This is a genomic window from Holdemania sp. 1001095H_141210_F2, from assembly GCF_015558105.1.
Taxonomy (GTDB): Bacteria; Bacillota_I; Bacilli_A; order Erysipelotrichales; family Erysipelotrichaceae; genus Holdemania.
Genome location: NZ_JADNPO010000001.1, coordinates 1 through 25,990 on the forward strand (window position 1 = coordinate 1; position 25,990 = coordinate 25,990).

Annotated in this window: 26 protein-coding genes, 1 tRNA gene and 1 pseudogene; 26 read left to right on the forward strand and 2 right to left on the reverse strand. The window is 50.7% G+C overall.

What is annotated here, in order from left to right:
- The 6 genes and pseudogenes from I2G61_RS00005 to I2G61_RS00030 form a co-directional block, all read left to right on the forward strand.
- Nucleotides 1-110 (forward strand): annotated as a pseudogene (locus I2G61_RS00005) (3-deoxy-7-phosphoheptulonate synthase); the annotation flags it as partial.
- Nucleotides 110-1,378: a 3-phosphoshikimate 1-carboxyvinyltransferase gene (gene aroA / locus I2G61_RS00010; protein WP_072684911.1), complete on the forward strand. Its 1,269-nt coding sequence runs from the start codon at nt 110-112 to the stop codon at nt 1,376-1,378. The pseudogene I2G61_RS00005 and the gene aroA, both read left to right, overlap by 1 nt.
- 1 nt (nt 1,379) lies before the next feature.
- On the forward strand, nt 1,380-2,228 hold the full coding sequence (locus tag I2G61_RS00015; RefSeq protein ID WP_072684912.1) for a prephenate dehydrogenase: 849 nt from the start codon (nt 1,380-1,382) through the stop codon (nt 2,226-2,228).
- Between the two features lie 10 nt (nt 2,229-2,238).
- Entirely contained in the window at nt 2,239-2,682 is a 444-nt protein-coding gene (gene aroQ / locus I2G61_RS00020) for a type II 3-dehydroquinate dehydratase (RefSeq protein WP_072684913.1), read from the forward strand.
- Nucleotides 2,683-2,854: 172 nt separating this feature from the next.
- The gene (locus I2G61_RS00025; RefSeq protein WP_072684914.1) at nt 2,855-3,667 is read left to right on the forward strand and encodes a PHP domain-containing protein; all 813 of its coding nucleotides are present in this window, start codon (nt 2,855-2,857) and stop codon (nt 3,665-3,667) included.
- Between the two features lie 113 nt (nt 3,668-3,780).
- Nucleotides 3,781-3,857, forward strand: a tRNA-Pro gene (locus I2G61_RS00030).
- 86 nt (nt 3,858-3,943) lie between these two features.
- On the opposite strand, the gene I2G61_RS00035 is transcribed toward I2G61_RS00030, so the two are convergent.
- A complete protein-coding gene (locus I2G61_RS00035) occupies nt 3,944-4,288 on the reverse strand; it encodes a nucleoside triphosphate pyrophosphohydrolase (protein WP_072684915.1) in 345 nt (114 codons plus the stop codon).
- 231 nt (nt 4,289-4,519) lie between these two features.
- Here I2G61_RS00035 and rimO point away from each other — a divergent pair, with 231 nt between their 5' ends.
- The 12 genes from rimO (at nt 4,520) to I2G61_RS00095 (ending at nt 17,228) form a co-directional block, all read left to right on the forward strand.
- Nucleotides 4,520-5,842, forward strand: a complete 1,323-nt coding sequence (rimO, locus tag I2G61_RS00040) for a 30S ribosomal protein S12 methylthiotransferase RimO (RefSeq protein WP_072684916.1) — start codon at nt 4,520-4,522, stop codon at nt 5,840-5,842.
- 393 nt (nt 5,843-6,235) lie between these two features.
- On the forward strand, nt 6,236-7,609 hold the full coding sequence (locus I2G61_RS00045) for an alpha/beta fold hydrolase (RefSeq protein WP_072684917.1): 1,374 nt from the start codon (nt 6,236-6,238) through the stop codon (nt 7,607-7,609).
- A 303-nt stretch (nt 7,610-7,912) separates the two neighbouring features.
- Nucleotides 7,913-8,812: an ROK family protein gene (locus tag I2G61_RS00050; protein WP_072684919.1), complete on the forward strand. Its 900-nt coding sequence runs from the start codon at nt 7,913-7,915 to the stop codon at nt 8,810-8,812.
- A 23-nt stretch (nt 8,813-8,835) separates the two neighbouring features.
- Nucleotides 8,836-10,074, forward strand: a complete 1,239-nt coding sequence (locus I2G61_RS00055; RefSeq protein ID WP_072684920.1) for an aminopeptidase — start codon at nt 8,836-8,838, stop codon at nt 10,072-10,074.
- Nucleotides 10,075-10,401: 327 nt separating this feature from the next.
- A complete protein-coding gene (locus I2G61_RS00060; RefSeq protein ID WP_229100615.1) occupies nt 10,402-11,946 on the forward strand; it encodes a DUF2779 domain-containing protein in 1,545 nt (514 codons plus the stop codon).
- Nucleotides 11,933-12,874 carry a dipeptidase gene (locus I2G61_RS00065; RefSeq protein ID WP_072684921.1) on the forward strand — a complete coding sequence of 314 codons (942 nt, stop codon included), beginning with the start codon at nt 11,933-11,935 and terminating at the stop codon, nt 12,872-12,874. The genes I2G61_RS00060 and I2G61_RS00065 overlap by 14 nt, the downstream gene beginning before the upstream one ends.
- 136 nt (nt 12,875-13,010) lie before the next feature.
- Nucleotides 13,011-13,547, forward strand: coding sequence for a ribosome hibernation-promoting factor, HPF/YfiA family (gene hpf, locus I2G61_RS00070; protein WP_072684922.1), 537 nt, complete (start codon nt 13,011-13,013; stop codon nt 13,545-13,547).
- Nucleotides 13,548-13,708: 161 nt separating this feature from the next.
- Nucleotides 13,709-14,242, forward strand: coding sequence for a VanZ family protein (locus tag I2G61_RS00075; RefSeq protein ID WP_072684923.1), 534 nt, complete (start codon nt 13,709-13,711; stop codon nt 14,240-14,242).
- A gap of 257 nt (nt 14,243-14,499) precedes the next feature.
- Entirely contained in the window at nt 14,500-15,240 is a 741-nt protein-coding gene (locus tag I2G61_RS00080; RefSeq protein WP_072684924.1) for a sigma-E processing peptidase SpoIIGA, read from the forward strand.
- A gap of 1 nt (nt 15,241) precedes the next feature.
- Entirely contained in the window at nt 15,242-15,940 is a 699-nt protein-coding gene (gene sigK, locus I2G61_RS00085; RefSeq protein ID WP_072684925.1) for an RNA polymerase sporulation sigma factor SigK, read from the forward strand.
- A gap of 65 nt (nt 15,941-16,005) precedes the next feature.
- On the forward strand, nt 16,006-16,509 hold the full coding sequence (locus tag I2G61_RS00090; RefSeq protein ID WP_072684926.1) for a MarR family winged helix-turn-helix transcriptional regulator: 504 nt from the start codon (nt 16,006-16,008) through the stop codon (nt 16,507-16,509).
- A gap of 134 nt (nt 16,510-16,643) precedes the next feature.
- Nucleotides 16,644-17,228 carry an AAA family ATPase gene (locus tag I2G61_RS00095; RefSeq protein ID WP_072684927.1) on the forward strand — a complete coding sequence of 195 codons (585 nt, stop codon included), beginning with the start codon at nt 16,644-16,646 and terminating at the stop codon, nt 17,226-17,228.
- 343 nt (nt 17,229-17,571) lie between these two features.
- Here I2G61_RS00095 and I2G61_RS00100 read toward each other — a convergent pair whose 3' ends face one another.
- A complete protein-coding gene (locus tag I2G61_RS00100; protein WP_072684928.1) occupies nt 17,572-19,467 on the reverse strand; it encodes a transcription antiterminator in 1,896 nt (631 codons plus the stop codon).
- Nucleotides 19,468-19,661: 194 nt separating this feature from the next.
- On the opposite strand from I2G61_RS00100, the gene I2G61_RS00105 reads away from it, so the two are divergent.
- From I2G61_RS00105 to nudC, 8 genes are all read left to right on the forward strand, one after another.
- Complete coding sequence (locus I2G61_RS00105; RefSeq protein WP_072684929.1) at nt 19,662-19,991, forward strand: PTS sugar transporter subunit IIB; 330 nt, start codon at nt 19,662-19,664, stop codon at nt 19,989-19,991.
- Between the two features lie 22 nt (nt 19,992-20,013).
- Nucleotides 20,014-21,258: a PTS transporter subunit EIIC gene (locus I2G61_RS00110; protein ID WP_072684930.1), complete on the forward strand. Its 1,245-nt coding sequence runs from the start codon at nt 20,014-20,016 to the stop codon at nt 21,256-21,258.
- 85 nt (nt 21,259-21,343) lie between these two features.
- Entirely contained in the window at nt 21,344-21,712 is a 369-nt protein-coding gene (locus tag I2G61_RS00115; protein ID WP_229100616.1) for a PTS lactose/cellobiose transporter subunit IIA, read from the forward strand.
- A 21-nt stretch (nt 21,713-21,733) separates the two neighbouring features.
- Entirely contained in the window at nt 21,734-23,185 is a 1,452-nt protein-coding gene (locus I2G61_RS00120) for a glycoside hydrolase family 1 protein (RefSeq protein WP_195547722.1), read from the forward strand.
- A gap of 348 nt (nt 23,186-23,533) precedes the next feature.
- Nucleotides 23,534-24,073: a ClbS/DfsB family four-helix bundle protein gene (locus I2G61_RS00125; protein WP_072684932.1), complete on the forward strand. Its 540-nt coding sequence runs from the start codon at nt 23,534-23,536 to the stop codon at nt 24,071-24,073.
- A 77-nt stretch (nt 24,074-24,150) separates the two neighbouring features.
- Nucleotides 24,151-24,498, forward strand: coding sequence for a DsrE family protein (locus I2G61_RS00130; protein ID WP_072684933.1), 348 nt, complete (start codon nt 24,151-24,153; stop codon nt 24,496-24,498).
- Between the two features lie 151 nt (nt 24,499-24,649).
- A complete protein-coding gene (locus I2G61_RS00135) occupies nt 24,650-25,093 on the forward strand; it encodes a hypothetical protein (protein ID WP_072684934.1) in 444 nt (147 codons plus the stop codon).
- A 53-nt stretch (nt 25,094-25,146) separates the two neighbouring features.
- A complete protein-coding gene (gene nudC, locus I2G61_RS00140; protein WP_072684935.1) occupies nt 25,147-25,977 on the forward strand; it encodes an NAD(+) diphosphatase in 831 nt (276 codons plus the stop codon).
- Nucleotides 25,978-25,990 lie beyond the last annotated feature (13 nt).

Below are 25,990 nucleotides of genomic sequence, written 5' to 3' on the forward strand. Positions count from 1 at the left end.
GTCCGGAATGTGCCTGGAGCGATGGGGCGCAGTCGCTGAAGCCGGCGAAGTTTGCTTCCCTGATCGAAAAGGGCCGCGCGATTGCTCAGGTGGTCGGGAGATCGCTGTAATGCAGGCGACGATCATCCCGGGACGCTGCACCCAGACGACGGTGGCGATTCCGCCGAGCAAGTCGATGGCCCATCGGGCGATCATCTGCGCCGCTTTGGCACAAGGTGAAAGTCTGATTCATCACGTCGATTATTCCGACGATATCCTGACGACGATCGACGGAATGCGCAAGCTGGGCGCGCACATTGAGCTGGAAGGCAGCGATGTGCGGGTGCAGGGCATTCCCGATTTTAATCAGCTGCAAAGCGAGGAAATTTTCTGCAAGGAATCCGGCTCCACGCTGCGCTTTTTTATCCCGATTTTTTCGCTGACCGGCAAGCGGGTTCGTTTTACCGGGCAGAACCGTCTGCTGCAGCGGCCCCAGACGGTCTATCAACAGCTGTTTGAGGCGCAGGGATTCCATTACTCGCAAACCGCGGAATGGATTGAAATTGAAGGCGCACTGCAGCCGGGCGACATCACGCTGCGCGGCGACATCAGCTCACAGTTCATTTCCGGTTTGTTGTTCGCGCTGGTCTGCCGCAAGGGGGATTCCACGCTGCATATTGAACCGCCGTTTGAGTCGCGTTCGTATGTGGAGCTGACATTGCAGATGCTTCAGGATTTCGGTGTTCATGCTTATTTTGAAGACGAACTGACGCTGCGAATTCCCGGCGGCCAGCGGTATATAGCTTGTGAAACGACCGTCGAATCCGATTATTCCCAGCTTGGTTTCTATGCCGCGCTGGGCTGCGTTAATCATGAAGTCCATTGTCTGGGTCTGCGGCCGGATTCCCGTCAGGGCGACCGTCAGATCCTGGATTTTGTCCGTAAGATGGGCGGTAAGACAGAGGTTAAGGATAAAGAAGTGATCGTTTATCCATCTTCCTTGTCCGGTTGTGAACTGGATATGCAGAACTGCCCGGATCTCGGACCGATTCTGATGGTGTTGGCCAGCTTCGCGCACGGTGAAACAAAAATGATCAATGCCGCTCGCCTGCGGTATAAAGAAAGTGATAGAATAGAAGCGATGGAAACCGAGCTGCGCAAGGTCGGGGTGCCGATTCATTCAAGCGAGGGTGAAGTCTGGATTCAGGGACCGACAGCCTGGAAGGGCGGCGTCACCTTGGACGGGCACAAGGATCATCGGATCGTGATGGCGCTGGCGATCGGCGCGACGATGGCCGACGTTCCGGTGACCATTGAAGGCGCAGAGGCGATCGCCAAGTCGTATCCGGGATTTTTCCGTGATCTGCGCTCGCTGGGAATCGAAGTAAAGGAGAAATAATATGCAGGAGGAATCGCATTTTCTAATCGTCGGTCTGGGCTTGTTGGGCGGAAGCTATGCCCAGGGATTGAAGCGCAAAGGCTTCCATGTCAGCGCGCTGGACATCAATCCGGAAAGCATCACTTATGCTTTAAAGCAAGGCTGGATTGACGAAGGCGCTGTCGGTTTTGACGAAACGCTGGTCCGCCAGGCGGACAGTATCGTGTTCGGCTTGTATCCGCAGGCCCTCTTGGAGTGGATTGATCAATACCAGGACAGCTTTGCCCCGGGAACCCGGATCACCGATGTGACCGGCGTCAAGGAACAGATCGTAGCGCAGGTGCAGGAAAAATTGCGTCCGGATGTGGAATTCATCGCCAGTCATCCGATGGCGGGCCGGGAGGTCAGCGGTGTGCAGTATGCTGACTGTTCGATCTTTGAGCCGGCGAATTTTATCATTACGCCGACGTCCGCCAATACGCCGGAGGGGATCGCGTGGGTGAAAGCGCTGGCGGAAACGCTGAACTTCCGGCACATTGCCATGCTCAGTCCGGCTGAACATGATAAAATGGTCGGGTTTCTCAGCCAGCTGACGCACGTGATCGCAGTGACGCTGATGAATACCAGCGACAACACGCATCTGGTGGACTATACCGGCGATTCCTTCCGCGATCTGACGCGGATCGCGAAGATTAACGAATCGTTATGGACGGAATTGTTTTTAATGAACAAGGCGAATCTTGTCCGTGAAATCGACGAGTTCGCTGCGGAGCTGGCTCATTTCCGCAGCGTGCTGGAAAATGAAGACACCGAGGAAATGAAACGGCTGTTCCGCCAGTCGACGCAGCGGCGGAAATGCTTTGACAAGTGAGGGGTAGAAAATGAAATTTTTAGTGGTCAACGGTCCGAATATCAACATGACCGGAATTCGTGAACAAGGCGTTTACGGCGCGCGCAATTATACCGAAATCATGGCGATGATCGCCGCGGAAGCTAAGCAGCGCGGGATCGAGGTTGAGGTTTTTCAAAGCAATATCGAGGGCGAGATGATCAATGCGATCCAGCGGTGTTATTTCGAGCACATGGACGGGCTGATCATCAATCCAGGCGCTTATACGCATACCAGCTACGCGCTGCATGACGCAATCAAAAGCATTGCGCCGATTCCGGCCGTAGAGGTTCATTTTTCCAACGTTCATGCGCGCGAGAGCTTTCGTCATGAATCAAAAACAGCGCCGGCTTGCCTCGGTCAGCTGTGCGGTTTTGGAGATTATGGCTATGTGATGGCGATGGACGCGCTGATTCAGCACCTCGCGAAAAAATAAAATAGAAATACAGCTCCGGGAAGGACTCGGGCTGTTTTTTGCGTTTCAGACTGGCCGGCCTGTCCGTCTTCGCTGATAAGGAAAGAATCAAAACGTCGGCCATCAGGCAGAAAAGGACGTCAGGCAGAACCGTGATTTTCAGTAGATGAACTGCGGAAAGAGAGGGGTAACGATGTACGCTGATTTGCATATTCATTCGTGGTATTCCGACGGAACGATGACCGTGGATGAAATCGTCGAACAAGCCCGAATCCGGCAGGTCGGCCTGATTGCCGTTACGGATCATAACCAGTTGGCAGGAAGCCGGGAGTGTCTTCAAAAGACGCGGGGAACCGGAATTCGTTGTCTGTCCGGGGTTGAGCTGGACGCCCAGGACTTCGGAATCAATTTTCACATTCTGGGCTACGGCGTCGATTTGGAGAATGGGCAGTTTCAGGCGTTTGTGGAAGCGAATCGGCTGCGGTTGGAACGGGTGAACGAGTTGTTGATCGAAAAAATGGAACATGCCGGGGAGCCGGTCAGTCTTGACGAATATCGTCAGTTTTCCTATGATCGGCGCTCAGGCGGCTGGAAGGCGCTGCATTACTTTGCGGCGAAAGACCTCGTCGCCGATTTTAAGCAGGGCTTTTCGATATATGCCCGCTATCATCATGATTATTGCTGCGTCGGCTTTCCGCCGGTCAGAGAGGTTGTCCGGCAGATTCATGCCGCGAAAGGAAAAGCGATTCTGGCCCATCCCGGCAAAGTGATTCCGGCAATTAAACTGTCGGAAGTCTTGGCCGCGGTCATGGCGGAGGGACTGGATGGGATCGAATGCTGGTACCCGGCGCAGGATCCTGATACAACGCAGATCTGCGTAAATTATTGCCGCGAGCGGGATCTGATGATGACTTCCGGTGCGGATTGTCATGGCAGCTTTGAAAAAACACAAATCGGACAGCTGGAAATTCCTATTTCTCAGCTGGTTTTAAAACATTGGATATAAGCGGATGCTTTTTGTTGAGCACAGGCTAAAAAATGACAGAAAACGAACTTTTTACCAGAACCTAGAAAAAAGTCTTGCAAAAATTTGAAATTAGCATATAATATAAAAGGTATCGGGATGTAGCACAGCTTGGTAGTGCACTTCGTTCGGGACGAAGGGGTCGCAGGTTCAAATCCTGTCATCCCGACCATTTTAAAAACAACGGCTGAAAGGCCGTTTTTGTTTATATCAGATGTTGAGGATGAACGATTTAGCCTGCGAAAGAAACGTTCATTTTCATGCTGAAGGTTCATCTTCATCCTCGGTAAACTCTAAGAAAATCCGGTCTTTAAAACGGCCGCGAGTCTGCGCCTTCGCGTCTTTAACGGCTTGAATTTCGGTCGCGTCAATTTCAAAGAAATCCATCATCGCGTCCAGGACTTCGCTCAGATCGGCCAATTCTTCAATGAACGCTTTCCGATCGGAGGCTTCCTGAACTTCCCGGGCTTCCTCGACCAGCTTGGCTTTGAGTTCGGTTTGATATTCCGTTGACGTTAAACGCCGCGTCTGGCAATCGCGGTATTCGGATTGAATGATCGCCGGAATGCGGTCGCGGACAAGCTTATTATAAATTTTACGCATAGAATCACGCTCCATTCTAAACTTGATTATATCAGAATGATGAAGCATGGGCAATTTCCATTCTGATTGGAAAGGAAGGGTTCAACAGAAAAAGAAGGCCAGAGCTTTAACGGATATCCCGTTGGAGATCGCGGTTTCGGGTACAATCTGGAAATGGCAATTCCAGGCTTTTGTGTTATAATGTCAGCGATCTCTATCAAGTAAAAATATACGAAAAGAAAGGAATTGAATATGAAAATAGGAGTAGTATCTTTAGGCTGCTGCAAGAACTTAGTCGACAGCGAGCGAATGATGGGCCTGCTGCGGCAGTCCGGGCATGAAATTGTCAGCGACGTTCACGAAGCGGAAGCAATTATCGTCAATACCTGCGGATTTATTGAACCGGCCAAGGAGGAAGCGATCAACACGATCCTGGAAATGGCAGAATATAAGAATGAGAATTGCCGGAAACTGATCGTTGCCGGCTGTCTGGCCCAGCGCTACAAAGCCGATCTGGAAGCGGAAATGCCTGAGGTCGATTGTTTTTTGACAATCAGCGATTATCCAAAGATGGGACAGATTCTGACCCAGGTCTTAGGCGAAAAGGTGCTGGATGGCTATGGAAAAAACACCCGGTTGGTTTCGACCAAGCCGTGGACAGCTTATCTGAAAATCGCCGAGGGCTGCGACAACCGCTGTTCCTATTGTGCAATTCCGGGAATCCGGGGCGGTTATGTTTCCTTTCCGATTGAGGATCTGGTTGCCGAAGCGAAGCAGCTGGCTTCGGATGGGGTGAAGGAACTCGTCGTCATCGCGCAGGATACTTCCCGTTATGGAACTGATTTGTATGGCCGCCGGCGGATCTGGGACCTGCTGAAAGAACTGAATGCGATTGACGGATTGCATTGGATTCGTGTTCTTTATCTGTATCCGGATGAAATCGACGATGAGTTTGTCACAGGGATCAAGGATTTGAAAAAGGTTATTCCGTATTTCGATATTCCAGTTCAGCACGGCAGCGATAAAATGCTGAAGCTGATGAACCGCCGCGGCAGCGTGGAAAGCATTCTGCGGACTGTCAAACTGATTCGAGAGAATTACGATATGCCGGTGCTGCGGACGACGATGATCGTCGGTTTCCCGCAGGAAACAGAAGAAGACTTCCAGATGTTGATCGACTTCATCAAGGAAGTGCGCTGGGACCGGCTTGGCGCCTTCACCTTCTCCAACGAGGAGGATACGCCGGCCTATACTATGGATGGACAGATTTCCCAGGAAATTATGGATGAACGGCTGGAACGCTTAATGATGGTGCAAAATCAAATTGCACAGGAAAACGGCGAAGCGTTGATCGGCAAGAAGCTGGAAGTGCTCGTCGAAAACCAGGATGGATTAACCGGTTATTACCATGGCCGCGGCATCCACAGCGCGCCGGACGGCATCGACGGGCTGATCAAATTTAAAAGCTCGCATCACTATCAGCCGGGCACTTTCGCCTGGGTGAAGGTTACTAAAGCAAAACATCACGATTTGATTGGCGTTGACGTTTTAGACGCTGAAGAAATTGCGGCTTAGCTGGGATTTTTCGATCTGATAATTCAATTCATTGCTATCAAGGAGAATTCGATTCTTCCTGCCGTGATTAGATGAATGTAGAAACTCCGCCTGACGTTTTCGTTCAGCTGGAGTTTTTTTATGGTGAAAAATGAGAAAATCAGTTGCGAGAGGCTTAAGCTTTTTGAAGAATCAGACATTTAATATCCGTTGAATGGAATTCATCTTAGTCTTAAAAGGTAAAGGCATCAAGGCCAGTTAAAGCAAGGCGAGGATAGGGGAGGAAAAGAGGATATCGTGACAGCCTTCGCTGCGATTGAAAAGAAGAAAAATAAGAATTGACAAAGATGGAAGACACTCCTATAATACATTTAGATCAACATCTAAATATGGAAATCAGAAAGGAAAACAGAAATGAACAAATCAATCAAAAAAGGATTTATCGGACTTTTACTGATGTCCGTTGTCTTAAGCGGCTGTCAGAAAACGCCCGCTCCCGCCGAAAGCAATCAACCGGGAACAGACATTCAGGATAAGGTGACGGGCAGCCGGGAGGAGATCGCCAAAGCGTATGTGGAAACACTGGGGGCCGGGGATTTTGACAAGCTGCTGCAGGGATTTGCCTATGATGAACAGATGCAGAAGGCATCCTCGCAGCTGCAGGCTTCGCTGGAACCTTCGCTGAAGCAGCTGGGGGCATTAAAAGAAATCCAGACTGTCAATGAAATTAAGCAGGGAGGCTATATCATCGTTCAGGTTCCCGTGTTGTTTGAAAATCAGAACCTGTGTGTGAACGTCGTGTTTGACGATCAGGATCAGATCGCAGGCGTGAACTTCTCCGAATACATTGAGCCGAGCAACGTCGCGGCGCTGACGCTGCCGGAAGGGGCTGCAGAGCAGGAACTGACGCTGACGATGCGCGATGGCAAGGATTTACCTGCCACCTTAACACTGCCCCAAGGCGATCAGCCAGCGCCTGTTATTATTCTGGTACATGGCTCAGGACCGAATGACCGCAACGAAACACTGTATGGAAACACCGTATTTCAGGATATCGCCTACCGGCTGGCCGAGCAGGGCATCGCGACTGTCCGCTATGACAAACGGACCTTTGTTTATGGCGCTGAATGCGCCGGGGACACACAGTTTACAGTGGAACAGGAAACCATCCAGGACGCCGCAGATATCGTTGACCTGATTGCCAAACAGCCGGAGATTGATTCGTCAGCGATTTATGTTCTGGGCCACAGCTTAGGCGGCTTATGCATGCCGCGGATCGCCGCGGAAACTCCGGAGGCAGCGGGCTATATCATGATGGCCGCACCGGTAACGGATCTGGCTTCTTTAATGAAGATGCAGTATGAGCATTTGGCGCAGTTCATGAATACGGATCAGGAAAAAGCGTCGATGGATGCGATGGTTGCCGAGCTGGACAAGCTGCAGCAGCTGGACTCTTTGCCGGAGGATGAAGCGGTGGCTGGCGCCTATCCGGCCTATTGGAAAGATCTGTTGTCCTATGATCCGATCAAAACCGCGGAAACGATCACCAAACCGATGTTAGTGCTGCAGGGCGAGGAAGATTATCAGGTGCCGCTGCAGGAATTTGAAACGTGGAAAGCGGCTTATGGCGAAAAGGCTAACTGGACATTCCACAGCTATTCCGGGCTGTCGCATTTGATGATGCCGGGCGACTACAATGCCAATCCAAACACCTATTACATGCAGAAAGCGGTCGTCGATCCGCGGGTTACAGACGATATCGCAGCCTTTATCCACGCACAGAAATAAGGCTTCAAACTGTCAAGAATCGTAAGCGGATGCAAAAAGCTTGAAGATTCAGTTGATGAGAAAGATTGCAAATGAAGCGGAGATTCACTGATCAGACCGCCCGGGATGACCGCGGCTTTCTGAATCTGGGGAAATCCGCTTTTTGTTTCGTCAACGACGGCCAGCCGCTGAGAAAGAGAGTTCAACAATTCCAAGATTGCAGCCCTTTTGAAACCCGGCGCGAAATTCCGTGGTTTCCGGGCGGTCTTTGGTTGTAACCCCTTGCAGCTTTCGATATAATTAAACGTAAGGAGGACCTAGAGTATGAAAACATATTTAGGAATTGATTTAGGGGGAACGAACGTCCGCGTTGCCAAAGTGACGCGTGACGGGATTGTTTTAGCTGAAGTAAAACGGCCGTCGCTGGCGCAGGAAGGACCTCGCAGAGTTATGGACAACATGATGGAAATGATCCGGGAGATTCCGGGGTATACTGAATGCGAGGGGATCGGCGTGGGCGTGCCGGGACCAGTCGATACGATCAACGGAAAAATGTTGATGGCAACGAATCTGCCGGGGTTTGAGCTTTATCCGATTGCCGCGAAGCTGACGCAAAATTTCAACATGCCGGCCTACGTTGATAACGACGCTAATGTCGCCGGTCTGGCGGAAGCGCTGGTTGGCGCTGGAAAAGGCCTGCCGATCGTCTATTACGTCACGATTTCTACCGGTATCGGCGGCGCATTAGTCGTCGACGGCAAGGTTGTCAGCGGCAAGCATGGTCATGCCGGGGAAATTGCGAATATCATCATTGACCGCAATCGTCAGAAAATCAATCATTTGAACATCGGTGCGGTGGAGAACGAAGCCAGCGGTGTTGCGATTACCCGCAAGGGCAAAGCGCTGTTCGGCGATCGGATCCGGCATGCCGGGGATGTATTTGATTTGGCGAAGCAGGGCAATCCGCAGGCCCAGGCTGTCGTTGACGATATGGCCTACGATCTGGCTGTAATGTTCTCGGTGATCGCCCATGTTGCCGATCCTTGGATGTTTGTGATCGGCGGCGGCATGATGCAGTCCAAGGATGTATTCCTGGATAAAGTTGTCGCTAATTTCAAAAACCTGGTTCATGTGCCGATGCGCGATACCCTGTTTGAAGTGGCAAAGCTGGAAGAACCAGGAATCATCGGCGCGGCGATGCTGCCGATCTCCCACGGAAACTAACATCATAGAAAGAAGGAATAACCTTGGTTTCAGAAAAATGCCTGCGGCAATATGCCGAACTGGCAATTCGGCTGGGCGTCAATGTCCAGAAAGGACAGCTGCTGGTAATTAAGGCGCAGGTTGATTCAGCGCCGTTTGTCAGAATGTGCGTCGAGGAAGGCTATCGTGCCGGAGCGGGTGAGGTCATCGTGCAGTGGCTCGATGATCAGATCACCAAGCTGGACTATCAGTACGCGGAAACGCCGGTGCTGCAGCGGGTTCCAGACTGGCTGATGGCGCGGGAAGAGGAATTTGTCGACCGCGGATACTGCATTCTGCATATTGACTCGAGCATCCCGGGCATCATGAAGGATGTCGATCAAAAGAAGGTCCAGCAGGTCGTCACCGCGCGTCGCAAAGCATTGGAAAAATTCCAGAACTACACGATGGCCAATCTCGGTCAGTGGTCGATCGTCGCAATTCCAAATCCGGAATGGGCGCTGAAAGTCTTTCCGCAGGAACAGCCGGACACCGCAGTGGAAAAGCTGTGGGATGCGATCCTGGCTTCTGTTCGGATTCAGGATCAACAAGATCCGATCCCGTTGTGGGAAAAACATAACCGGCAGTTGTCTGAGCGCAACGACTGGCTGAACCGCCAGCGGTTTGCGGCGCTGCATTTTAAGAATCAGAAAGGTACGGATCTTATTGTAGAGCTGGCCGAGGGCCATCTCTGGGAAGGCGGCTGTGAAAAATCGCAAAGCGGCGTGGTCTTTAATCCCAATATGCCGACCGAGGAAAATTTCACAATGCCGAAAAGAACCGGGGTACGCGGCAAAGTTCAGGCGACAAAGCCGCTCAGCTATCAGGGAAAGTTGATTCAGAATTTCTGGATCGAATTTGAAGAGGGCAAAGCGGTGCGCTGGCATGCCGAGGAAGAAGAAGCCGCCTTGGCCAGTCTGATCCAGTTTGACGAAGGCAGCGCGTATCTTGGAGAAGTTGCGCTGATCGACGTCGATACGCCAATCTCACAATCCGGGATTTTGTTCTACAACACCTTGTTTGATGAAAACGCCAGCTGTCATCTGGCTTTGGGAAGGGCTTACCCGATGAATATGGAAGGCTCACAGTCGATGAGCGAAGATGAAATGAAAGCGAAGGGTTGTAATTTCTCAATGGTCCATGTCGATTTCATGTTCGGCAGCGACGACATGCAGATCACCGGTGTGCATGCGGACGGTTCGGAAGTTGTTTTCTTTCGCGACGGCCAGTTTTGTATTGAATAAAGATAAGTTGAATAAGAGGGAGGACGTTGCCTGGCAGCGTCCTTTTTCATTAAGAAAAGACAGATCTGGGATATTCGAGGGGACAATAGCCGTGATATACTGGAAACATTGAGATGGATGTATGGAAAAGGCATGCCTGAGGAGCCGTGCTTTTTTACTGTTGATAGGACGTTTAAGCTAATTTTAAACATTTATTAAGCTCATCTCTTAAATGATTAAATTCCCGAGAAAATTCCGGAATGAAATAAATTTGTGAAAACCTGGGATTTATCCAACTTTTCTTGGATTGCACGGAGGGGAATGGTATAATCAAAAAGGTGATTATACATGTTTCATACTTCCGATTGTAAAAAATTTAAACGATGTCAGAAATATTTCTGGCTTTCTAAAAAAGAACCGACGCCGCCATTCTCTCCCTATGTCAGGATGGATGAGGATTTAACGGCGCTGGCCTGCCGGAAATTAGAAATTAAAGAATACTTTCAGGGGGTTCGCGGCGATGATCCGCAGCGGGCTATGACAGCGCTGGAAGAATCAGAATGGCTGGTATCCGCCCGCTTTGAATTCCATCAGCTGCGTGTCAAAATTCCCTTTCTTCACAAAACAGATGCCGGCTGGGAAGTCTATTTTCTGTATGGCGGCCATCTGCCTAAAGAAGACGAAGCATTTAGTTATATGCTAAGCGTCTGGGTGCTGGAAAACCTTGGCCTTGCGGTGAATTCCCTTTCTGTGATCCATCTCAATCCCGATTATATCCGGGGGAAAGAATTAGATCCCCAGGAACTCTTTATTATTTCCGATCGGTTTTATAACGAAGCCGGACGTCCGGCCCGAAGGCTTTCAGAAGCAATCGAAAAGCAGAAGATTGAAGTCCAGCCTATGCTTGACGAAATGGAGCGGATGCTTGAGCTGGAAGAACCTGAATCTGTGAAAACCAACCGCTGCACGCGCCGTAATAAATGCGTTTACTACGAACGCTGCTTCCCGGAAGAAAAAGAACTCGATCCTGATTCAATCCTGACGCTGGTTTCATCTCAATATAAAAATCAGATGGCAGCGGAAGGCCGGTTAAAGCTGCAGGACGCAGACCTTGATCGGATTGAAGGGACCCGCCAACAATTCGCTCAGATCAAAGCCGCTCAGAATGGCGGCTGTTACATTGACTATTTTGGGTTGAAAACCTGGCTCGACGGCGCTCTGCAATACCCATACTGCTTCCTCGACTTTGAGTGGGAAACCTATGCTGTGCCGCCATATGAAGGAATGCGCAGCTATCAGGTGTTGCCCTTTCAGTATTCGCTGCATATTTTAGAAGCAGACGGGACGCTGACCCATCGCGAGTTTATCGGCGTGCACGACTGCCGGGAAGATTTTGTCGAGAAGCTGCTACAAGATCTGCCGCCAAAGGGCAGCGTGATCGCCTACAATGCCGAAGGCGCGGAAAAGATCCGGCTTCAGGAGCTGGCCGCCCGGTTTCCTAAACGCGCGAAACCGCTGATGAAGATTTATGCCCGCATGGTCGATCTGGCCTTTCCCTTCCAGGCCGGTCTGTTCTACGACACGCGGATGCGCGGCTATTATTCCTTGAAAACACTGCTGCCGCTGTTTGATGAAAACCTGACTTATCAGGATCTCGACATCCATCAAGGCATGGACGCCGTCGTCCAATGGCGGAATCTTGATCAAAATAACGATCAGTCCGATCATCAGGCGATTCGTGATCATCTGCTTCAATACTGCGGATTGGACACCTATTCCATGATTATCGTTATGAACGGATTGAAAAAGAAGCTGGCGGAATGGGAAGTCCGTCATCAACAAAAAGAAGCGGCGACAGCCGCCGGAAAGGGGATTGAAGATGAAAATTTTTGATTTGCACGCCGATATCGGCTGGGACATTCTGCGCAAGCACGAACAAGGAAGAACCCATGTATTGAGAGAAGAACATTTGCCGAAGCTGCTGAAGGGCGAAGTGCTCGGCGTTGGGATCGCCAGTTATTTTGAAGGCTCGGAGGACTGGGATCGGATGCAGAAAATGGTGCTTGCAGTCCGGCAGGAAATCGAAGAAAACCTCGATGCCGTCACCTGGGTAAAATCCAAAGCTGATCTGGAAGAAACCGGCAAGCCGCTGGTTGTGATGACGGTTGAAGGCATGTGCGGAATCCGGGATCAGGCTGAAGAAAAAATTCAGTGGCTCTATGATCAGGGCGTGCGCATTGCCTCGCTGTGCTGGAATGATGAAAACGCACTGGCGACCGGCGTGAAAGGTACCGTTACCCGAGGATTAACCGAGGAAGGCCGCAAGGCTGTTCGAAAAATGGACGAGCTGGGGATGATTCTCGACGTATCGCATACCAATGAGAAAACGTTCTGGGATATGGTGGAAGTGGTCCGCGGTCCGTTGATCGCCACTCATTCCAACACCCGCGCATTGTGCGAAGTACACCGCAACCTGACTGATCAACAGATCATGGCGATCGCCGCGAAGGGAGGCGTGATCGGCCTGAATGCCGCGAGGAACTTCATTGATTCCAATCCAGAACATCAGGATGCGCTGCATCTGGCGGCGCACGGCCGTCACATTGCCGATCTGGTCGGCGTAGAGCATCTGGCCGTTGGCTTTGATTTCATGGATTTCTTTGAGGATCACGCGACGTCGATGGGCCGCGATCTGACCAGCGCCCTTCAGGCACAGAATCTGATTCAAGGCCTGCGGGTACAGGGCTTTTCGGAAGCGGAATGTCAGGCGATCGGTTATGACAACGCCTTGCGGGTCTTACGGCAAACGTTGAAACAATAGAATGTTAAAAAAAGGGCTGATTTACTGAAATCAGCCCTTACTGCTTTCAGTATAACATGAAAGAGCCGGCGTTTAAAGACTGATTTTTTTCTTTGAATCCGCTTATACTAAAGGTACATCAAAGGAGGAATTATCCATGAAATTTGAGATTGTCGGAAAAAATGTCAGCATCACGGAAGCAATGAGGCAGAAGATCGAAAAGAAATTGTCCTTTCTGGACAAATACCTGTTGATCGATCCTGAAACAAGAGCCCGTGTTGTTGTCCGCACTTATCCTCTCACACAGAAAATTGAAGTCACGATCCCTACCAAAGTCGGGATCTTGAGAACAGAAGTCGAACATGAAGATTTATATGCGGCGATCGATTTGGCGATTGATAAGCTGGAAGATCAGGTTCGTCGTCAGAAGACCCGCCTGTCCCGCAGGCATCGTGAAAAGCTGGCGCTGAGCTTTGTCGAACAGGACAATGGAAAGCTGGATCAGGGCGATATTGCGGTCAGAACCAAGACGGTCAAGGCGCAGCGTATGGATCTGGAAGAAGCGATCATGCGGATGGAAATGCTCGGTCATTCTTTCTTTATCTATACTGATGAAGAAACCGACAGCATCGCCGTTGTTTATAAGCGCAACAGCGGAGGTTATGGTCTGCTGGAAACGGAAGACGAAGAATAGATTACAGGGAACGGTGAGCACCGTTCCTTTTTTCAGCTTTTGCAATGGGTCTTAAGTGAATAAACTGTCACTTTCTATTCAAGCTGTCCGTCATTTCAAATCTTGATTTTCAGGGTATACTAAAATTTCAGAATTATGTTTATAGAAGGGATTTGAGAACTATGGGAATGGTCATTGGAATCACCATAATTGGCCTGCCGCTTTCCTGCCTGATCGCCGGATTTCTGACGCGCGGCATTCGTCGGCGCAAGGATTTGACAAAGGTGCGCAAAGGATTGATCTGGGCAGGGGCATCCTATGCTCTTCTGGTATTCTTTGCGACGGTAGGACTGGATCTTATTTTATTCGGGCCCTCTGCCTTTCATCCGCCGGTGCATTTGATCAACGTCGTTCCCTTTGTCTGGATTCAGGAAACGTATCAGATGGGGGTTGCCCGGATGATCGAACAATTATTGCTGAACATCGCAATGTTTGTTCCGCTGGGATTTCTGGCGCCGGTCTGTTTTCCGAAGTTCCGCAAGTGGCGTGTCTGTCTGATTTGGCTTATGGGGTATTCTTTGACGATTGAAATCCTGCAGTATTTTATCGGCCGGTCTGCCGATATCGACGATCTGATCATGAATACGCTGGGCGGAATTTTGGGCTGGCTGATCTTTTGCGTGGTACAGCGCACGCGGGCCGGGAAAAATTGCTGAAGGAGACTGGAGGATGGAATTGGAATGGCGGCCGCATCAATCACAGATCGTCCAGTCAGGGCTGTGCATTACATGCAGCGAGGCGGCATGAATCGGATGGATTTGTTGGCCGCCGCTGCTTTCAGGAGGAAGAACAAGTGCTGAACAATTCGTCAATCGGCATAAAAGCGAAATGAACTTTCACAGACGGGGCGTGCAAAACGACAAAAACTGCCTGCTGCTTTTTCTATCATAGAACGTAGAGAAAGGAGAAAAGCGTGAACAGTTATGTGGAAGTAACCGTGATTCTGGGAACGATCCTGAACGGCTCAGTCTGGCTGACCTCGGCGTGGCTGTGCCGGCGTCCGGTCCGCCTGAGAAGAATTCTGATATTGTGCCCACTGGCGCCGCTGGCTGCCTGTCTGTGCTGGTTTGACGGCGCGGTCTGGCTCTGCGCCCTGAGCGAGCTGATCAGCGTTCTGATCGTTTTCTCATTTGGAATGCAGGCGTCGGCCTTTGCCTGGGGCATGCGGTTTCTGATCGAATTCGGATTAATGAAGCTGTGGCAAGGATCGCTTGTGCATTTCCAGCTGTTTTTGCCTGCTTCGTGCTGGCAATGGACGATTGCGGCCGGGATGCTGCTGGCGTGGGATTTTATCCTTCAGCGTAAACTGGGCCGGGGGCTAGCGGAAACCGCGTTTTTGTATCCGGTGACGCTGCAGGCGGGCGCGTGTGAACTGGCGCTCTCCGGTTATCTGGATTCGGGCAACAGCGCCGTCATCGAAGGCCGCCCGCTGATTTTCTGCACCCGCGAAGTCAAGGGGCAGCTCAACTGGGATCCAGCTCGCCCGCTGCCGGTGGAAACCGTTGCGGGTGTCCGGGATGTGGCGGCGATCAGCGCTTCGCTGCAGATTCAGGGCGGATGTGCCCAGCCGGTCTGGCTGGCATCCAGCGAAGCGCTGGATGGCTGCGGTTACGATACATTGCTGAACGTCACGCTGTTTACAGGTTACAGATAGAATGAAACGTTGGTTATTCAAATTAAAGGCTTTTCTGTTCGGAAAACGAAGTCGTCAGGTTCACTTTATTCAAGGTAACGACGTTCTGCCGCATCCGCTTGCCCGCGATGAGGAGGAAGCCGCGCTGATCGCACTGGAAAATGGCGATCAACAGGCCCGCGATACGCTGATCGAGCACAATCTGCGTCTGGTCGTCTACATCGCCAAGCGTTATGAAACCAATCCGATTTTCATGGAGGATCTGATCAGTATCGGGACGATCGGTCTGATCAAAGCCGTCAACACGTTTAAGCGGGATAAAAATATCAAGCTGGTTACCTATGCCTCGCGCTGCATTGAAAATGAAATTTTGATGTTTTTGCGCAAGAAAAGCCGGCGGAAAACCGAGATCTCATTCGACGAGCCGCTCAACGTCGATTACGATGGCAACGAACTGCTGCTCTCCGATATTTTGGGAACGGAAGGCGATATCGTTGCGGAAAGTTTCTATGCCGAGGAAGACAAGCGACAGCTGTTAAAAGCCATGAGCAAGTTAAAAGAAAACGAGCGGATGATCCTGGAAATGCGTTATGGCATCAACCATGAGGAACTGACGCAGAAGGACATTGCCGATCAGTTGGGAATCTCGCAGTCATATATCTCAAGGTTAGAAAAACGAATTATCCAAAAGCTTCGAAATCAGTTGATCAAGCAGGAATAAAGCGCGGATAAACCTTGACAGAGACTAAATGAAAAGGCTACAATGAACACGACGGGGGTGGCATCATGAATCGTGTTCGCGAGACAGTTAATGGTTTGCTGGTTGAAGTATTTAACCATATTTTATTTATTGAAGAACAGTATATGAAGCATCAGGGTGTCACGCTTTCCATGACGGAAGTTCATATTCTGGAGAATGTGGAAAAGAGCGAAACCAAGACACTGGGCGATGTCGCGCGGCTGCAGATGGTCACGCCGGGCACGCTGAGCGTTGCGGTGAATTCGCTGGTGCGCAAAGGGTATATCATGAAATGCAAGGATCTGCAGGACAAGCGCGTCGTGCGGCTGCTTTTGTCGGCCAAGGCGAATGAGGTGCTGCGGATTCATCATCGGTTCCATGAGGAAATGGTCGACAGCTGCATCGTCGATCTGGATCTGGAAAAAGAGGAAGTCATGATTGAAAGTCTGGAGAAGATTCTGAATTACTTCCGCCAGGAACTGGAAAAAAACGAGAAGCCGAAACGGCGTCCAGCTGCGGGAAAAAAAGGAAAACCGAAAGATCCGGCGTAAATTTGTTCAGCTTCAGAAATGTCTGATTGATCACAGGAGATCTGCTGCAAAGCGGGTCTTTTCTTTTTGTTGACAATCATTGCCTCCCTGTTACAATGAAATCATCAAGAGTGAGGGAAGCGAGGGAGAGAGGCATGACATTACCTATCATCACCGTCAGCCGTCAATATGGATCGGCAGGACGGGACGTTGCGCGCAAGGTGGCGGAGGAGCTGAAAATTCCGTATTATGACAAAGAGGTCATTTCGATGACCGCGGCACAGACGGGATTCTCAGAGGAAGTCGTCAGAAATGAAGAAAGAAAGCGTTCCGTGCTGAGCAATCCATTGTTCAGTTTAACGCAGATGATCGACGTTCAGGTGTTTATGACGCAGTCCGAAATCATCCAGCAGCTGGCGGTGCAGCCGTGCGTGATCGTCGGCCGGTGCGCAGATTATGTTTTACGGGACAAGGAGATTCTGAGCGTTTTCATCAACGCGCCATTGCCGGACCGGATCGAACGGGTCAAGACGTTTTATAACCGCAAGGAACGCGATATCCGAGCGCTGGTGCTGCGGACGGATAAGGAGCGCAAGGCTTATTATGAGTATTACACGGATAAAAACTGGGGCGACAGCGGGTCCTACGATCTGATGATCAACAGTTCGATCGGTCTGGATCTGGCCAAAGATCTGATTGTGCTCGCCGCTCAAAACTGGCATGGCTCGCAAACAAAATAATATCGTTTAAAATGCCGGAGGCATGGAATTCCTGCTTGTAAACAGGGAGCCAGCTTCCGGTTTTTACCTCGCTTTTTTTGCGTTGGAAAAAGATGACATCAGCCCGGAAATCGCAGTTGTCCTCCAGACAGTCATGGGTGAATCATCGAAATGGCATCTCTTTGAATAGTCTGATTCGAGCCGCGATCTCGGTGGCGAAAGAAACTTTATTTTCTTGAAAAAGTTCCAGAGATCTTTTCGCCGGGATTTTTCTTCGCTGCCAGACTTTCATGAAATTTGTTCAGATGATCATAATAACCCTCATTCTTCTCTCTGTGTTTTCATCAGCCTGAAATTTCGGGTTCTAGAGATTCGGCAGGAGGATTGCTTTGAACTCCGCCAGGCTGGACGTATTTTTTACCCGGCTGAGAATTTCCGGGTTCTCAAACAAGGACAAAATCGATTCATTGATCGTCAGAAGAATCTGCTTGTCATACTTATTGATCGCGATCAGAAGCATGACGTTGACAAGATTGCTTCCCCAGGTTATTCCGCCGCGGCTGACCGCCACCCCGATCTTGGTCTGATAGGCGTCCATGTGCACCGAATGGGGAATCGCGATGCTGCCGAAGGCTGTGGATGACGCGTTTTCCCGCTTTTTGACAAACGATTTGAACGAAGCGGAAACATAGCCGAGTGCCTCCATTTTATCGCAGACCTGTTGGATGACGTCTTCCCGGCTTCCATCTTCGGTCACAAAGAACAGCTCCGGATGGAAGTAATGATCGAAATGATTAAAAATCAGCTCTTTCTTTTTCGTCTGCTGAATTTCATAAATCTTCTCCCGAATCTCATTTTTCTGTTTATCAAGCTGAAACGGCAGAATCAACAGCGAAGGATAGTTATAATTCCGCTCATCCTGAATCATCGTGATCAACAGATCAAACGTTTGTCTTTCCAGTTCTTCATAGCTGGAAACAACGGCATCAATCGTGATCTCATCGGCGTAGTCCTGCATCAACTGATCATAGATCTTCTTTTCCAGACCCAGATAATCGGAACACAACAGGACACATTTCAGCTTATCGTTCGAGGAATTCTGGCGGTCGATTTCCGTGCCGACATGCAGGAAGATAAAGGCGACCTCATCCTCCGCAATCGCAACCTGGTAAATCTCCGAAAGCCGCAGCGCGATAAAAATAGCGATGTCATAGATGATCGGACAATCCTGCTTGATTTTCTCCGATAGCGGGTTGCGGTTATATTTTCCTAAGGAAGCCCGCGTGATCAGCGCTTTGATATGCAGGCCGAACGGGATGATAAAGCTCTCATGCTTCAGGTCGATCGAATACAGCTGTGAAACCTCCGCCATGATTTTCACGATCACGTCCAGCACATCTTCGCCGATTACTTCCCGCAGTTTGTCATAATTGGAATCGACCAGATAATTGATATTCGTCTTAAAAAAGATATAAATCTCATTTTTTTCACAGGCGTTCAGCGTGATACTGAAATCCTGCTCAATCCGGTCGGAAAGTTGTCTGACCAACGCCAGCTCGTCCGGATTTTTCGTCATGATCTCGCGGATTTCCGATAAAGAATTGCCGGTTTTCACCCGCTCGATCAGAATCGCAAAATGCAGAAGCAGATTGGTATAGGAGAAGTTATTTAGATTGTACGTCCCCTGCTTGAAAAAATCGTTGAGAATCTGCGAGATCTTTTCGATTTCCGTGGGACTGAACGACTGTTTCAGCGTGTCCAGATCCAGAATCCGGCTGTGCGTTTCCTGCCGGATGATGCTTGAAAGCAGGGTGCGCTTGTCTTTCTCCGAACCTTGAATCTGAATCAGATCGTTCTGCGTCGAAAAGTGCACGTGAAAGCTCTGATACAGCGTGTTCATTTTCGCCAGGTCGCTTTTCAGCGTCGAATAGCTGATAAACAATTCGTCGCACAGATCAAAGGTATTGAGCGGCCGGTGTTCGATCAGAATTTTCTTAATGATATAGACGGAACGTTCTGCATAGCTCATCGCGAAAGTCTGCGGTTCATCCAGAAATGACAGGTCGCTGATTTTCAATGCAGTGTATCCCTTGTTGGAGGAGAGCACCACCTTATGATGCGCAAGCGCGTTGATCTCCTTGACGTACATTTTAACGGTTCTGACGGAGACGTTTAAGACGTCGGCCAGCTCGGCGGCCGTGCAGGGGACGTTCTGTTCCCATAAATAAAGAATCAGATTTTTCTTTTTGTTGATCGTCACACTCTCACCGGCCTTTTTCCTATGATCTTATTATAAAGGTAAAGATATTCTTGTTCAATTCATTCCCCTTCACCGCAGGGTGCAGAGGTCCTGGCCTGAGCTGTCGGACATGCACCTCAGCGGGCAAAGGACTGGTTGAGGGGAAAGGACAGACAAATTATAATGAATTTGCGAGTGAGGGAAGGAGAAAAAATATGGAACCCATTCAAGTCTTATTGTGCTGCGGCGCTGGCTTGTCCAGCGGCTTTCTGGCTCAGGGCGCGCGTAAGGTCGCTAAGAAAAAAGGCCTTAACGTAAAAATTGAAGCCAAGAGCGAAACCGAGGCGGTCTTGTATCTGCCGAAGATCAACGTCCTGCTGCTGGCCCCGCACTATGAAAACTTCAAGGCTAAATTCACGGAATTGGCTAAGCCCTACAACGTTGCGGTCGGCGTCATTCCGCAGAAGGTCTACGGCAGTCTGGATGGCGAAAAGCTGATCGAGCTGGCGGTAAAGCTGCATCAGAACCGACAGGAAAACCATTGATTTCACCAGGGGAGGAAAAAATATGAAACGATTTATGAACTGGCTGACGAATTCCTTTACGCCAACGATGAACAAGTTCTCACAGAAACCAGTCGTCGCCGCCTTATCCAGTTCGATGCAGAAGATCATCCCGTTTATTCTGACCGGATCCTGCATCCATCTGTATAATGTTCTGCGCTCGACCATTCCGGCGCTGCCGAACTTCATCCGCATCATCAACTTCTCCTTCGGCATGCTGGGGCTGCTGACCGCCTTCATGGTCGCCAACCAGATGATGGAGAAGCTCGGCCATACCCAATATACGATCAATGCCGGATTAACCGCGATTTCCGTGTTCATCATGTTTATCAAGCCGGTCATCGACGCCAACGGCATGTTTAGCGTCGAGTTCAACCGCTTCGGCCCAACCGGCATCATCGTCGGCATCGCGGCCGGCTACATGGTGTCGATTCTGTTCCACCTGGTCGGCAGACTCAATCCGCTGGGCGATTCCAGCCTGCCGGATTTTGTGATCGGCTGGGTTCAGAATATTATTCCGATCATCACCTCGATCGGCCTGACCGTCTTCTTAACGTTCTATCTGAATATTGATCTGTTCGCATTGGTGCTGCTGGCCTTCTCGCCGATCCAGAACTTCGGTCAGACGCTGCCGGGCTTCGTGCTGCTGATCTTCTTAATGACGTTCTTCTATACGCTGGGCATTTCGCACTGGCTGTGGAACGGCGTGAAAACGCCGATCTTCATGGCCGGCATCGCTGCCAACATCGCCGCGGTGGAAGCCGGGCTGGCGCCGATGAACATCGCGACCAACGAAGCGGTATTTACGGCCGGTCTGATCACGATGGGCGGCATGGGTGCAACGCTGACGCTGAATCTGCTGATGTGCTTTTCGAAATCCAAAAGCCTGAAAACGGTCGGCCGGCTGACGATTCTGCCTTCGATCTTCAATATTAACGAGCCGATCATGTACAGTGCGCCGATCGTCATGAACCCGCTGTTGATGGTGCCGATGTGGATCAATGCGATCACCGGGCCGCTGGTCGTCTGGTTTACGATGCGCAGCGGGTTATTGAATATCCCGTCCAAAATGATTCAGGTCGGTCAGATTCCCGCGCCGCTTTCAAGCGTGATGATCACCGAGGATCTGCGGGCGATTCTGGTCTACGTCGTATTATTCCTGATCTATCTGGCAACCTGGTATCCATTCTTCAAGGTCTATGAGAAACAGCGGATCGCCGAGGAACAGAGTGAAGCGCTCAACGGCTAAATCTGCGGAACTGACCGGCAATCCCTTCAAACGGAAGGCTGATATAACTTCAAGCTCCGACCATTTTCATAAAGAAAGGATCGACATGATGACATATTCAAACGAGGAACAGCTGGAATCGACGGAGGTTTCAGAAATTGATTTAAATCAGGTGGCGATGCAGATTATCCTGCATTCGGGCAGCGCGAAAACCCTGGCGGACGAAGCGTTTCAGCTGGCCAAAGAAAAGAAATTCAAAGAAGCCTACGCAAAAATGGAACAAGCGGAAACCGAAGGTATCCTGAAAGCGCACCAGGCTCAGACGCTGGTGATTCAGGAGGAAGCCCGCGGCCTGGCGCACGCGCCGTCGTTGTTGTTTACTCACGCCCAGGATCATTTGATGACGACGATGTGTGAGGTCAGCCAGATCAAGCGGCTGATCGAGCTGTACGAACTGATCGTTGGTCCGCAGTAATTCAAAACAGGAGGAAACCCGATGGAAAAAGAAAAATATAAGTTTCCGCAGGACTTTCTGTGGGGCGGCGCAACGGCGGCCTGTCAGATCGAAGGGGCTTACGATGTAGAGGGACGCGGTCTGTCCACGTCGGACATCCATCTATACAACGATCAGCTGGACCGGATCCGCTACCGGAAGAAGCTGGTGGAAAACGAACATACCAGCGCGACCCTGGCGGCGGCTGTTGCCGATCAGGAAGGGTACTATCCGAAACGTTATGGGAACGGCTTCTATTACCGCTATAAGGAAGACATTGCGCTGATGAAGGAAATGGGCATGAACAGCTTCCGGTTTTCGATCGCGTGGCCGCGGATTTTTCCCCGCGGGGATGAGCGGGAGCCGAATGAAAAGGGCCTGCAATTTTACGACCGGGTGATCCGCGAGGTGATCGACGCCGGCATGGAGCCGATCGTCACGATGTTTCATTACGATATCCCGCTGCCGCTATTGACAGAATACGGCGGTTTCAAGAATCCGCAGCTGATTGAATTCATGGTGCGCTATGCCAAGGTGCTGTTAGACCGCTACGGCTATCTCGTCAAATACTGGATTCCGTTTAACCAGACGAACTTGGTTCAGTATTGTTCGTTTAAGTCGCTGGGAATTCTGCGGGATAAAACCGAGAATCTGATCGAGGATCAGTATATCGCGATTCATCATCAGTTCCTGTGCAATGCCCAAATCAAGGCGTATGCGAAGAAGATCAATCCCAATATTCAAATCGGCATCATGCTGGCGGACTGCACCTACTATCCGGCGACCTGCCGGCCGGAGGACATTGTGTTTGCGATGAAGCGGATCCGGATGCAGTATTTCTATGCCGATGTGCCGCTGCGCGGGGAGTATCCGGGCTTCATGCTGCGCTACTTTAAGGAAAATGACATTCACGTGGACATTACGGAAGCGGATAAGGCGCTGTTAAAAGAAAATACATTGGATTTCCTGGCGTTCTCGTATTATTATTCGCGCACACTCGATTCGCAGAAGAACACGATGGACCCGGCTTCGATCAGCGAGAATCCCTACTTAAAGGCGAACGCCTGGGGCTGGACGATCGATCCGCTTGGCATGTACAACGCGATCAGTCAGTATTGGGACCGGTATCAGAAACCGATCATGATTGCGGAGAATGGCTTCGGCTATGAGGACGTCTTTGTCGATGGGACGGTGCATGACGATTACCGCATCGATTATCTGCGTCAGCATATCCAGGCGGTCAGCGAAGCGCTGCAGGATGGGGTGAAGGTCTTGGCCTATCTGCCATGGGGCCCAATCGATCTGGTCAGCTCCGGAACGGCAGAGATGAGCAAGCGCTATGGCTTCGTTTACGTCGATCTGGATGATCACGGAAAAGGTACGGGCAACCGGTTTAAGAAGGATTCCTTTGCCTGGTATCAGAAGGTGATTGCCAGCCGGGGATCGGAGCTGTGATAATTTTCAGATAAAAGAAGGCCTTTTGTTGACCACCGATGAAAGGAAACCGAGATTGGCGGCGTGAGGCTGCCCAGCAGAAACAACCTTGCGGGAAGACCGCAGGGTCTTTCCTTTTTCAAGCTGATAGTCAATGAATTTGAAAAGAAACAGAACTGCGGGATGAAAGAAATCGGATTAAGAAAAATCCGAAATAAACGGCCGAATGAAAGAATAAAGAATCGGGGATAAATTTTCCTGATTTTCATTTGAATCTGACAGACAGATGTCAACTTTCATATTGTATGATAAACTTACTAATAGAAAGCGTTCCCTGAGCTTTAGGGCAGGAACGGATGAGGAAATACGATGAGCCGGCCAACAACGAAACAAGACTTGATTCTCGCTGCGGATACCAATTATGAAAAGCTGCTGAACCTGATCGATACCATGACGGAAACTGAATTGAATACGCCGTTCCATTTTGAGCATGACGAAAAGAAAAAGGAAGCGCACTGGAAACGGGATCAGAACTTGAAAGATGTATTGATTCACCTCTATGAATGGCATCAGCTGCTCTTAAACTGGGTTGACGCAAATCAAAAAGGCGAGGCCAGGCCGTTTATCCCTGAACCCTATAACTGGAAAACCTACGGCGTGATGAATGTCGGCTTCTGGAAAAAACATCAGGCAACGACGCTGGAACAGGCCAGGAAACAGTTGGATCAGTCGCATAAGGCTGTCATGGCGCTGGCCGAAACCTTCACCAACGAGCAGCTGTTTGCCAAGGGCATCTATGCCTGGGTCGGCGGCAGCACGCTGGGATCCTATTTCATCAGCTGTACGTCCAGCCATTACGACTGGGCGATGAAGAAGCTGAAAGCCCATATCAAAAACTGCAAGGCTTGATTTTTCCTTGCGTAATGCAACTTTGCCGGCTTTGACTTCGACTGTGATACAATAGAACACAGAAGGAAGGCGAAAGCATGAAAGTGATTTATCATGTCGATGCGATGGAGGCCTGGGCGATGGCGCTGGGCAATGTCCGCAACATGCTGGACTGGCTGCAGCACAATCAAAAGGACTATGAAATTGAGGTGCTGGCCAACGGCCCGGCCGTTCGGGGATATCTGCCAGGGATTCTGTCTGATTCGCTCTATGTCATCATGGCGCAGGCTAAAGCGGAAGGCGTTGTCTTTGCGGCCTGTCATAATGCTCTGCGGGCTCAGGCGCTGGACCCAAAGGATTTGATAGAAAAGACGCTGGTGGTTCCCGTTGGGGTTATTGAGCTGGCTCAAAAGCAGCAGGCCGGTTTTGCCTATATCAAGCCATAGCGCCATCGTCGCTGGGAAAAACGGAAGAAAGAACGGATCGCGGAACTTCGCGATCTTTTTCTGTTGGCGGACGGCGAATCGCTTAGAAGGAATGATCCGGCGATCATACGATGGGATAGGAAATCATGGATTTCTAAAGGAGGATCTCATTATGATGAATCATCTGCACAACGCGCAGTTTCGTCCCGGTCCTGACGATTCCCTGTTATATTTCACGCATGAGGGAAATGTCCGCTGGCAGGACCCGGCAACTCAGGGCTATCATGCGTGCGTGATGTCGCATACCCGACGCAATGGAAACACACAGCTGAACTATGCGCTGCCGATCTGGGTCAAAGACCGCAGCGAGCTGCATTTGAGCGCCTGGATGCGGGCGAACCGCAGGGTGCCGGTTCAGATCAGGCTGCGGTATCAGAAACAGAACGGAAGGCTGGTGAAGGAAGAACAAATTTCCCTGATCGCCGGCCCGGATTGGCAATGGAAATATCACAGCCGCCCTATCCCGGCGGGGGCGGAACAGCTTCGTTTGTCGCTGCATCTGGCGTCTGCCGCGACGCTGCAGCTGCGCGGCCCGCGGGTCTTTTTCTGGTGGTAACGCCTTTTTTGGGATGAATATGATATAATCCTGATGATACTCAGGAGGCAATCATGATCGAAGAAATCAATCCGCATCACTTTTACAATCAATACGAACCCCGGACGCCCCGGGCAACCGACCGAATTTTGACGTTTCAGAACGATCAGGCTGCGATGATCCGGCGGCCAGCCGGGCTGGACTTTCCCCAGTTTGCGGAACTGCCGTTTTCAGCAGCGGCGGCGCAGTCGTTGGTTTATCTGTTCAGAATTGATGAAGAGGCCTATTTTTTAAATGAAACTGCGTTAGAGCTGCCTTCTCTGGAGTGGATCCCTGCAGCCCGATTCCGTGAGCTGAAGCCGAATTCACTGGCAATGGCCGGAATTACCGCGCTTCAGCTGCAGCGCTGGCGGAAAAGCCGGCGCTTTTGCGGTGTCTGCGGCTACGCGTTATGCGACAGTCAGCGGGAACGGGCCCGCGTTTGTCCGCATTGCGGCCATGTCGAATATCCGCAGATCTCGCCCTGTGTGATCACGGCGGTGATCGACCGCAGCCAGAACCGGCTGCTTGTCGTGCAGGGCCATTCGACAGGGCGGCGGATGGCCCTGGTTGCCGGCTACGTTGAAATCGGCGAAACGCTGGAACAGGCGGTAGTGCGGGAAGTCGCGGAGGAAGTCGGATTGCGAGTGAAGAACCTGCGCTATTATGGTTCACAACCCTGGGCGTTTTCCTCGACGCAGATGATGGCGTTTACCGCTGAATTGGACGGCAGTCCGCAGCTTACGCTGCAGGCGGAGGAAATTGCCGCTGCCCGCTGGATGAAACCGGAAGAAATTCCGGAAAATCCGGATCCGTTAAGTCTTGGCCATCAGATGATCGAAACTTTTCGGCAGGGACGATTATAGACGCTGACACTGG

Coding starts and splice junctions, on each gene's coding strand:
- aroA (WP_072684911.1), top strand. CDS start 110: ATGCAGGCGACGATCATCCCGGGACGCTGCACCCAGACGACGGTGGCG.
- I2G61_RS00015 (WP_072684912.1), top strand. CDS start 1,380: ATGCAGGAGGAATCGCATTTTCTAATCGTCGGTCTGGGCTTGTTGGGC.
- aroQ (WP_072684913.1), top strand. CDS start 2,239: ATGAAATTTTTAGTGGTCAACGGTCCGAATATCAACATGACCGGAATT.
- I2G61_RS00025 (WP_072684914.1), top strand. CDS start 2,855: ATGTACGCTGATTTGCATATTCATTCGTGGTATTCCGACGGAACGATG.
- I2G61_RS00035 (WP_072684915.1), bottom strand. CDS start 4,288: ATGCGTAAAATTTATAATAAGCTTGTCCGCGACCGCATTCCGGCGATC.
- rimO (WP_072684916.1), top strand. CDS start 4,520: ATGAAAATAGGAGTAGTATCTTTAGGCTGCTGCAAGAACTTAGTCGAC.
- I2G61_RS00045 (WP_072684917.1), top strand. CDS start 6,236: ATGAACAAATCAATCAAAAAAGGATTTATCGGACTTTTACTGATGTCC.
- I2G61_RS00050 (WP_072684919.1), top strand. CDS start 7,913: ATGAAAACATATTTAGGAATTGATTTAGGGGGAACGAACGTCCGCGTT.
- I2G61_RS00060 (WP_229100615.1), top strand. CDS start 10,402: ATGTTTCATACTTCCGATTGTAAAAAATTTAAACGATGTCAGAAATAT.
- I2G61_RS00065 (WP_072684921.1), top strand. CDS start 11,933: ATGAAAATTTTTGATTTGCACGCCGATATCGGCTGGGACATTCTGCGC.
- hpf (WP_072684922.1), top strand. CDS start 13,011: ATGAAATTTGAGATTGTCGGAAAAAATGTCAGCATCACGGAAGCAATG.
- I2G61_RS00075 (WP_072684923.1), top strand. CDS start 13,709: ATGGGAATGGTCATTGGAATCACCATAATTGGCCTGCCGCTTTCCTGC.
- sigK (WP_072684925.1), top strand. CDS start 15,242: ATGAAACGTTGGTTATTCAAATTAAAGGCTTTTCTGTTCGGAAAACGA.
- I2G61_RS00090 (WP_072684926.1), top strand. CDS start 16,006: ATGAATCGTGTTCGCGAGACAGTTAATGGTTTGCTGGTTGAAGTATTT.
- I2G61_RS00095 (WP_072684927.1), top strand. CDS start 16,644: ATGACATTACCTATCATCACCGTCAGCCGTCAATATGGATCGGCAGGA.
- I2G61_RS00105 (WP_072684929.1), top strand. CDS start 19,662: ATGGAACCCATTCAAGTCTTATTGTGCTGCGGCGCTGGCTTGTCCAGC.
- I2G61_RS00110 (WP_072684930.1), top strand. CDS start 20,014: ATGAAACGATTTATGAACTGGCTGACGAATTCCTTTACGCCAACGATG.
- I2G61_RS00115 (WP_229100616.1), top strand. CDS start 21,344: ATGATGACATATTCAAACGAGGAACAGCTGGAATCGACGGAGGTTTCA.
- I2G61_RS00120 (WP_195547722.1), top strand. CDS start 21,734: ATGGAAAAAGAAAAATATAAGTTTCCGCAGGACTTTCTGTGGGGCGGC.
- I2G61_RS00125 (WP_072684932.1), top strand. CDS start 23,534: ATGAGCCGGCCAACAACGAAACAAGACTTGATTCTCGCTGCGGATACC.
- I2G61_RS00130 (WP_072684933.1), top strand. CDS start 24,151: ATGAAAGTGATTTATCATGTCGATGCGATGGAGGCCTGGGCGATGGCG.
- I2G61_RS00135 (WP_072684934.1), top strand. CDS start 24,650: ATGATGAATCATCTGCACAACGCGCAGTTTCGTCCCGGTCCTGACGAT.
- nudC (WP_072684935.1), top strand. CDS start 25,147: ATGATCGAAGAAATCAATCCGCATCACTTTTACAATCAATACGAACCC.